This window comes from Streptomyces sp. MB09-02B, from assembly GCF_033794485.1.
Lineage (GTDB): Bacteria > Actinomycetota > Actinomycetes > Streptomycetales > Streptomycetaceae > Streptomyces.
This window is the reverse complement of sequence record NZ_JARGEE010000367.1, coordinates 1-9,169: the sequence shown is the minus strand read 5'-3', so window position 1 is coordinate 9,169 and position 9,169 is coordinate 1. Positions and strand designations below refer to the sequence as shown.

At 73.2% G+C, this 9,169-nt stretch carries 6 protein-coding genes and 1 pseudogene; 3 read left to right on the top strand and 4 right to left on the bottom strand.

The features are described 5' to 3' along the window. Positions 1–394, bottom strand: a pseudogene (locus P1P70_RS34640) (diacylglycerol kinase); the annotation flags it as partial. Between the two features lie 642 nt (positions 395–1,036). Here P1P70_RS34640 and P1P70_RS34635 point away from each other — a divergent pair. Both P1P70_RS34635 and P1P70_RS34630 read left to right on the top strand, forming a co-directional pair. Then, the gene (locus tag P1P70_RS34635) at positions 1,037–1,942 is read left to right on the top strand and encodes an alpha/beta hydrolase (RefSeq protein ID WP_319244926.1); all 906 of its coding nucleotides are present in this window, start codon (positions 1,037–1,039) and stop codon (positions 1,940–1,942) included. 5 nt (positions 1,943–1,947) lie between these two features. After that, complete coding sequence (locus P1P70_RS34630; RefSeq protein WP_319244924.1) at positions 1,948–4,164, top strand: glycosyltransferase family 4 protein; 2,217 nt, start codon at positions 1,948–1,950, stop codon at positions 4,162–4,164. A 28-nt stretch (positions 4,165–4,192) separates the two neighbouring features. Here the strand turns inward: P1P70_RS34630 and P1P70_RS34625 are convergent, their stop codons facing one another. The 3 genes from P1P70_RS34625 to P1P70_RS34615 form a co-directional block, all read right to left on the bottom strand. Beyond that, on the bottom strand, positions 4,193–6,013 hold the full coding sequence (locus P1P70_RS34625) for a serine/threonine-protein kinase (RefSeq protein WP_319244922.1): 1,821 nt from the start codon (positions 6,011–6,013) through the stop codon (positions 4,193–4,195). A gap of 92 nt (positions 6,014–6,105) precedes the next feature. Then, on the bottom strand, positions 6,106–7,965 hold the full coding sequence (locus P1P70_RS34620; RefSeq protein ID WP_319244920.1) for a serine/threonine-protein kinase: 1,860 nt from the start codon (positions 7,963–7,965) through the stop codon (positions 6,106–6,108). Positions 7,966–8,129: 164 nt separating this feature from the next. Beyond that, positions 8,130–8,906 carry a hypothetical protein gene (locus P1P70_RS34615; protein ID WP_319244918.1) on the bottom strand — a complete coding sequence of 259 codons (777 nt, stop codon included), beginning with the start codon at positions 8,904–8,906 and terminating at the stop codon, positions 8,130–8,132. 12 nt (positions 8,907–8,918) lie between these two features. Between P1P70_RS34615 and P1P70_RS34610 the strand changes: the two genes are divergently transcribed. Further along, the coding region (locus P1P70_RS34610; RefSeq protein ID WP_319244916.1) for a hypothetical protein at positions 8,919–9,169 on the top strand (251 nt) is incomplete at its 3' end.

Genomic DNA, 9,169 nt, shown 5'->3' with positions numbered 1-9,169 from the left:
GGGAGGGGACGCGGTGCTCGGGGACGTGCACCTGGTGGGACTTGGTGCTGCTGAGGGCGAACTTGCCGGACCAGACGGCGACGCCCCACAGGGCGGCGGAGACGATCACGACCCAGAGCAGGTTGACGACGGCGAACCACCAGACGACGCCGACCGGCGCGGCCACGGCCAGCACTCCGGCCGCGACACGAGCGGGGCCGCGCCGGGTCAGTACCCACCAGAGCGAGGCCACCGTGAGACCTGCGCCCAGCACGACACCGGCGACGAGGAGGAGGCTCGCCCCGCGCGCGTAGCCGAGGGGCAGCAGCACGGCGAGGACCGCGCAGCCGAGGGCGGCCCTCGCCGCCCAGCGCTGTCTCGCGTGCGCCCGTACGTCCAGGTGTTCGATGCCCACGCTCGCTCGCCCTTCGCGCCGCCGATCATGCACTTGACACGGCATGTTAGGGGCAGCGGGTGGCGCAATGCGACGGTTGCCGGGGAGTCGGACGCCCCGGGAGCACGCCCACCACTACACCCACAGGGGCGGTCACGCCTGCCGGGAGACGGACGCCTCGGACTGAGCCGGCGCTTCCACCCATGACTCCGTCCACCTCCACGTGCCGAAGGTGCCGAGGGTGTCGCCGAGCTCCGGACGAGTGGACCGCTGCCGACGTCGCCCTGCCAGGTGAAGATCTCGCGGCCGATCTCGCGGCCGATGGCGCTGTCGATCTCGCGGCCGAGTTCGTCGCCCCTTGGCCAGTCGAAGGGCGGCCAGAGCCGCACGTCATTTACATGCCGACCCCCTTCCCTCATGGCCCATCCACAGGAATGGAGATGTTTGCATATGTCATCCGCGATCCCCGCCATGCTGTCGAGGCCGGAAATTTCAGGTCAACTCACGTACCCTGACTGACGGTTGTTCGCGCGGGCCGCCTATAGTCCGGATGCTCACGCAAGCAGGCCGTGTGGGCGCCCCCCATGCCGTGGATGTTTCGGTCGGATCCCGTGCCCGGGGACGACGTCGCCTGCCGTCAGGTCACTCGAAGGGCAGGTAGCCGTGCGTCGGCTCTGGGGTTGTCTCATTCTTTGCTTTGCCACCGTTGCCGCGCTGCTCGTCCACGACACCCGCGCCAGCGAGGCGGCCGACCGCAACGAGAGCTCCCACGCCTACGGTTCGCACCCCCGGCAGACCCTCGACGCCTACTGGAACGCCGCTGGTGAGGAGCGGGGCGGGGAGCAGCCGGGCCTCGTGATCCTGCACGGCGGTCACTGGTACGAGGACACCGGCTGGGCCACTTGGTCGCGTACCTTCGCGGACGCCGGGTACGCCGTCTTCGCCGTCGACCACCGGCTGAATTTCGACGCTCCCTGGCCGGCCCAGCGGACCGACGCGCTGTCCGCGCTGGACTGGATCCGCGACCACGCCGCCGACTTCGACGTCGACGTCGACCGACTGGTCCTGCTGGGCTCCTCCTCGGGCGGACAGATCGCCACGGCCGTCGCCACCTACGGCTCCGGCTCCTTCCGCGTCGACGGCGTGGTGGCGCTGTCCCCCGTGAACGACCCCTACCGCGCCTGGCGCGACGGCAACGCCGGCGACGCGACCGCCAGGCAGCGCAAGCTGCGCGACAACGCCACGCTCCTGGCCCGCTGCCATCCCGGTTCGTCGGACAACTCCGGCGCCGGGCACCCGGGTTGCCAGGAAACCTGGACGGACATGGTCGTCAGGAACCGTGCCTCCGGCGGCGACGACGCCCCCATGTTCCTGCTCCACTCCGAGGACGACTTCGTGCCCGTCCGGCACTCGCTCGACCTGGAGGCCGCCGAGGAGGACGCCCACAGCATGCCCGCCAACGGGGTCACGGTGGAGACGGTGGCCGGTTCCGCGCACGGCGGAGCACTGTTGAAGGAGCCGGGTGTGGCCGACCGGGTCCTGGGCTGGATCGCTGAGAGGACGTACTGAACGCCATGAAGATCACCTTCCTGCTCCACAACGCGTACGCCATCGGCGGCACCGTCCGCTCGACACTGAACCTCGCCGGAGCCCTGGCGGCCCGTCACGACGTGGAGGTCGTCTCGGTCTTACGCACCGAGGACCGCCCCCTGCTCGGCGTGAGCGGCAAGGTCCGCCTGGTCCCGCTCGTCGACGAGCGCCCCGACGCCGCGTCCTACGACGGCGCCCACGAGCTGATGTCCCGGCCCTCCGCCGTGGTCCCGCCCACGGAGGTGCTCGCCCACCGCTACACCGCGCTCACCGACGAACGTCTGCGTGCCTTCCTCGACACCACCGACGCCGACGTCGTCGTCGCGACTCGCCCGGCGCTCGTGGTCGCCCTGGCCGGGCACGGCTCCGTCGGCTCGCGCCGCCCGCCCGGTGCGTCCCGCGCGTCCCGCGCGACACGCCGGGGCCCGCTGCTCATCGGGCAGGAACACCTGTCGTACGACAACCACGTGCCCGGCGTGCGCGAGGCGCAGAACGAGGCCATCAGGCGCCTGGACGCCTTCGTCACCGTCTCCGTGCGGGACGCCGCCGACCACCGACGGCACCTGCCCGGTCTGCGCACCCGCTTCACGAACATCGGCAACGCCGCGCCCCGGCCCAAGGCCGAACCCTCCGACCTGCGCGCGCCGTTGGTGGTCGCCGCCGGGCGCCTGTTCCCGGTCAAGCGGTACGACCTGCTCGTCGAGGCCTTCGCCAAGGTCGTCGCCGAACGCCCCGAGTGGCGGCTGCGGATCTACGGCAAGGGCCCGGAGCGCGCGAACCTGCGTGCCCTGATCGACACGCTGGGCCTCAATGACCACGTGTTCCTCATGGGCCCCTCCGCGACGCTGGAGACCGAGTGGGCGAAGGCCTCCGTAGCCGCGGTCAGCTCCGAGTGGGAGTCCTTCGGCATGACCATCCTGGAGGCCATGCACGCCGGCGTCCCCGCGGTCGCCACCGACTGCCCGCACGGCCCCGGTGAGATCGTCACCGACGGCACCGACGGCCTCCTCGTCACCCCTGGCGACCCGAACGCCCTGGCCACGGGCCTGCTCCGGCTCATCGACGACCCTGAGCTACGGCAGCGCGTCGGCACCGCCGGCCGCACGACCGTCCAGCGGTACGCGCCCCGCACGATCGCCGCGGAGTACGAACAGCTGATCGCCGACCTGCAGGAGGCCCGCACCCCGGCACCGGTGAAACTGCGACGCCGCTTACGCCGGGCACTGGGCCGGCTCCCCACGACGCCGACCAAGAAGCCCGGAGCCCCGAAGCCCGAGCCCGCGAAGCCCGAGCCCGCGAAGCTCCAGGCGGCCCACGCGTCCGCCGGGTCCGCGCAGGCCGTTCCCCCGCGTCCCTCCACCGAGGACACCGCGCCCCGGCCCTTACGTCCCAGAGCCGGCTGCCGTGCCGACCGGCGCGGCGGTGTGCGGGTAGCCGTGGCCGCGTCCGGCGTGTCGGGGGCGGACCTGACGCTCTTGCTGCGCCGACGCCACGCCGGTGACGAGGTGCGTCTCCCCCTCCGGCAGGACACGCCGGGCGACGCCGGGAGCCCGTGGACCGCCACGCTGAGCCGCGACGAGCTGGACCTCGCGGAGGGCCGCTGGGACCTGCACGTCGAACGGGGCGAGGACGGGGCACGCCGTCGGCTGCGGGCGGGACTGGTCGAGCAGCGGGGCCTGTTGACCGCCGAGCTCCCGGACCGGTCGCCGGTCGCCTGGTGGATCCCGTACGCCACCAAGGACGGCTACCTGGCACTGCGCACCTTCCACCGCACCGCGCACGCCGAGGTCACCGCACTGCCCGTGGGCGACGACTCGATCGCCGTACGGGGCGTCCTGCACGGGGCCGTCCTCGGCGAGGGCGCGACACTGGTCGGCGTCGCCCGGGGCGAGGACGTGACGGACTTCGCGGCACCGGTGACACCCACCGGGGAGACAGGCGCGACCGGACGCCACGGGTTCCACGCACGGCTGACGTCCCTCCCGGACGCCGCCGGCCCGGACAAGGTGATCTGGGACCTGTACCTGCGCCCCGCCGCCGACGCCGAACTCATCCGGCTCGGCCGCCTGTTCGACGACATCGTGGACCGCAAGGACACCGACAAGTACCCGGCGGTCACCATGACCACACCGAACGGCGCACTGCCACAGGCCCGTTTCTTCTTCACCGTCACCAACGACGTGGCCCTCGCGCTCTCCTGAGGCGTACGCATCAGGAGCGGAGCCGCGTCTACATCGTGTCGATCTTCAGGTTCGCGATGACCGTACGGGCGATCTCGCGCCCCTGCTCGGTGAAGTGCCCCTTGCCCGGATAGTCGATCCAGAGCCGGTACATGTCACCATTGCCCGCCTTGTAGTACAGGACCCGCGCCTCCCGCAGGCGCGGGGCCTGGCTGTCCGTGGTCGTGTACCTGATGGTGTTCTCGGCGGCCTCGTGGTCCTGGAACCTCGCCTCCTGCGGCCGCCCCTTCGGCATGGGGGTGTCGGCGACGTCCAGCGAGTACTCGCCGTCCTTGACCAACTCCCAGTCGGCGTACGCCCGGTCCAGCGCGACCCCCGGGATCTCGTTCTCCTTGTCGTCCTCCTCGATGTCCCGGTCGACGTTGATCCGGATCAGCCCGCTCGGGTCGCTGTACTGCGCGAACGTGCCGTCGGTCTCGTCCGGCTCGAACCGGTCCTTCACGAAGTCCCCGGGCACGCCCACGCTCGCGGCGACCTTCGTACCGAGGTCCCGCTGCTTCCAGCCGTCCGGCAGCGGCCCCGCGAAGGGGTCGGCGATCACCACGTAGGCCGTCACCGCCGCAGCCACGCCCAGCACGCCGAGCCCGGCGACCGCCGCCGCGAAGACCGCCGCGCCGACGCCGGCGAGGGTCCTGGCGCCGATCCTGATGCCCTTGGTGTCCTCCGCCCGGGGCCCTGCGGTCGTCTGGACCACCTGGATGGGCGCGGGCGGGTTCGCGGCCGTCTCCAGCAGCTCGCGGACCCGGGCGGCGCTCGGACGGCGCGCCGGATCCTTCTGCAGCAGGCCGTTGATGGCCTCGGCGAGCGGGCCGGTGGCCGAGGCGGGCGCCGCCGGCGTGGCGTTGAGCACGGACTGCAGGGTCGCCGGCGTGTTGCTGCGCCGGAAGGGCGACACGCCCTCCGTGGCGGCGTAGAGGACGACGCCGAGCGACCAGAGGTCCGACGCGGGGCCGGGGCGCTGGCCGAGCACGCGTTCGGGGGCGATGTACTCGGGCGAGCCGACGAAGCCGCCGGTGTCCGTCAGGTTGGTCTCGCCCTCGATCTGGGCGATACCGAAGTCGGTGAGGACGACCCGGTCGTGCCGGCCGAGGAGGACGTTGTCCGGCTTGACGTCCCGGTGCAGGATGCCCGCCGCGTGCGCGGCCTCCAGCGCGCCGAGCACGTCGAGGCCGATTCTCGCCGCGTCACGGGCGCCGAGGGTGCCCTCCTGGAGCGCGGCGCCGAGCGAACGCCCCCGTACGAGCTCCATGACGATCCACGGCCGGTCGTCCACGACCGCCACATCGTGCACGTTCACGACCGACGGATGATCGAGCCGGGCCGCCGCACGGGCCTCGCGGCGCATCCGCTCGAAGGCGTTGGCCCGTTCACGCTCGGGAAGATGGTCGGGTACGCGGGGCTCCTTGACGGCGACCTCCCGGTCCACCGTCTCGTCCTGCGCCCGCCACACCGTACCCATACCACCGTGTCCGAGCTTGGCGAGCAGCCGGTAACGACCGGCGATCAACCGCCCGGTGCCGGGCTCCTGCGAGGACGGCGCGGGTTGTGCCGCCTGCGAGGGCGGCCCGGGCCGCGCCGCCTGCACGGCCTGCGGCTGCGAATGCGGCGGTGACTGCGGATGCGGCTGGGGCTGGGGCTGCGGCTCCGAGGGCGGCGCGGACTGGTCCCCGGCCCTGGTCGGCTGCGCGTACGGGTTCCCGGGGTACGGCGCACTCGGCTGCGGCGGTTGCAGTCCGAAACTCGTCGGCTCGTCGGCTCCGTAGCCGGGTCCGGGCCCAGGTCCGTAAGGGGCGCCCCCGTTGCTGCTCATACGTTCATCTGTATCGCGACAAGCGCTTCGGCAGCCACCCCCGTCGCTTTCCGGTCACAGACCCGTGACGCGGAACATCACTTATCTCCGCTTTAGTTACGAACGAACGTGTCCACCGCCACGTCGAAGTACTCCTTCGCCTCGCTCACCCTCCCGACCGGCGCCGACACCCACACGTCGTACAGCCGCCCGTCCCGCTCCCAGCACAGGTCGTACGTGTGCCGGGGCCCCTCCGCGGCGCTGAAACCGTCCCAGGTGAACTCCCAGAGCGCCGCCGGCCGCCCGTCGTGCGTGGTCTCGGTGACCCGGCCGTCGCGGTAACCGGGGTTCGTGGAGGGCCCCTGCGCATGGGCGCGCCGCATCACCCCGGCGGGCCCGCCCCCCTCCGGGTCGTCGACCTTGACGCCGATACGGATCACCTGCCCCGGCGACATGTAGAAGACCCGCTCCCCCTGCGGCTCCCGGGTGAAGTCGTCCGGCACCGCGAGGCTGAAGCCCCGCTCGTCCTCGGCCAGCCGGTACCCCGAGGGCACGGTCGGCGCGGTGGCCGCCCGCGAGCGCGTCACGGTGGGCGTCGCGTCGCCCGACGTACCGGCCGTGCCGGCCGTGCCGCCGGAGCCTCCGGACCCGCCCGAGGCACTCGACGCGCCCGACGTATGCGGCGTGCTCGGCGAGCCGGACTGCCCCGACTCTCCCGGCGCCCTCGGCTGTCCCGACTGTCCCGACTCGCCCGGCGTGCTCGACGCGCCCGGCGTGCGCGGTGCCGAACTGCCCGGGGTGCCGCCCCCGCCGCCCCCCTCCCGCATCAGCAGCGCCGCCGCCGAGACGCCGGCCCCGGCCATCGCCGCCACCAGCGCGGCCGCGACCAGCACGCTCCGGGTGGAGTGTGTCGGGCGCGCCTCCCCGGGCCGCTCCCCCGGCGCCGCCGCACCGGGTCCGCCCGGGTCCGACGACGACTGTCCGCCCCCGGCCGCCGGTACGTCCTGGGCGACGGCCCCCGCGTTTCCCGCGCCTCCCGCGGCGGCCGTACGCCACGCGTCCCGGCCCGGACGCGGCACGTCCCGCCGCGTCGGGGTGTAACCGTGCGACGCCCTCGGGTTCCTGGTCGTCCGCGGCGTCCGGCCGGTCTCCCGGAACGCCCGCAGCAGCCGCTCGGCCTCCGCCGCGTCGAGCCGCAGGTCCGGATCACGCTCCAGCAGGCCCCGTACGACGGGCAGCAGCGGCGCGGCCTGCGCGGGCGGCCGGATCTCGTCGACGACGACCGCGTGCAGGATCCCGCCCAACGAGTCACGTCGGAACGGCGATTCGCCGCTGAGCACGGCGCACAGCAGCGCGCCCAGCGACCACAGGTCGGACTCCGGCCCGGTGCGGACCCCGGACATCCGCTCCGGGGCGGTGTACTCGGGCGAGCCGACGAAGGACCCGCTCTCGGTGAGCGTGGTCGCGCCGGCGACCTGGGCGATACCGAAGTCGGTGAGGACGACCCGGTCGGTGCCGTTCTCCAGCAGGACGTTCGCGGGCTTCAGATCGCGGTGCAGGACCCCGGCGTCGTGCGCCCGCCGCAGCGCGCCCAGCAGAGCGATCCCGATCCGCGCGGCCTCCCGCGCGTCGACGGGGCCCCGCTCGTCGATCCGCTCCGCGAGCGAGCCGCCGTCGATCAACTCCATGACGATGTACGGGCGTTCGTCCTGCTCGACGACGTCGTGCACCACGATGATGTGCGGGTGACCGAGCCCGGCGACCGCCCGCGCCTCCCGCAGGGTGCGCTCGCGCCGCTCCCGGGACCGCTCCTCCGGGAGCGAGTCGTCCAGGGCGAGTTCCTTGACCGCCACCTGCCGACCGAGGAGCTGGTCGGTGGCCCGCCACACGATCCCCATACCGCCGCGGCCGATCCTGGCCTCCAGCCGGTAACGCCCGGCTATCACACGGACGCTCTCCCCCTCGGTCCCCATACGCCCCATCATGCCGCACCGGACCCGAACCCTCCGGTGCCGTGCGACGGGCTGGCCGACAAGCGCCGCACACACGTCTCACGAGCGCCGTGCGAGCGCCGTGCGGGGCCCTGCGGCCGGGGAATCAGGCGGGAAAGCCGGCGTCTCGACTGTGTCGGCGGGGCTCAGCGCACCGCCGGCCGCCAGCTGCGCAGCACGGCGTAGAACTGCTTCTCGGCCGTCTTCCAGTCCCCCGCGGGCGCGGACATGTAGATCGTGTACTCGACGCCGTCCCGGGAGAGGTACATCTGCTCGATCGCCCGGCGCGGACCGGGGAACTCCGTGTCCTTCGCCGACGCGGTCCAGGTGAAGTCCCACAGCGCGCCCGGCCGGTCGCGGAAGATGTTCTCCTCCAGGCGAACCTGCTGGTACTGCGACCGCGTCCGCACCTGCTCCTCCAGGTCGAGCTGGTGGTGGTACGGGCTGTCGAAGTCCGGCGAGTCGTCCACGGCGACCCGCAGGAAGTGCTCACCGCCGTCGGGCGTGTAGTCGATCTGCGAGCCCTCGACCTGCCGCTTCCACCCCTTGGGCAGCGCGAGACTGAAACCCTGCGGGTCCTCGACCCGCTCCCACCCCTCGGGCACCCCGTCGGCCGACTGGTCCCCGTCCTCCGGCCCGCCCGATCCGTCCGTCCCGGCCGAGGTGCCGGTCCCGGCCGACCATCCGTCCGCGTAGTGCAGCGCGACGGCCCCACTCCCACCGACCAGCACGGCCAGCGCCAGCACGAGTGCGACCGTACGGCCCCGACGGCGCCGCTTGCCGGCGGACGCGGCGGGCGCCCCGGCGGAGCCCGGCTGATAGGACCCCGCCGCCGGAGCGACCGGCGTGCCGGACGCACCGAAGCCACCGGCGCCGTCGCCCCAGCCGACCTGGGCCCCGGTGGAGTACTCCGCCCCTTGCATACCGCGCGCACCATGCCCGTCCCGCGCCCACGTCACGCCGGCGCCCGCACCCACGCCTCCCTGGACTCCGTGGCCACCGTGCACGCCCCACGCACCGAGTGCGCCTACGCCACCCGCACCAAACGTTCCAGCCGCGCCGTGCGCTCCAGCCGCACCATTCGTTCCAGCCGCACCATTCGTTCCAGCCTCACCATGCGCTCCAGCCGTGCCATGCGCTCCACCCGAGCCGTGCACAGCCCCCGAACCCGCCGCCCCGCCGGAGT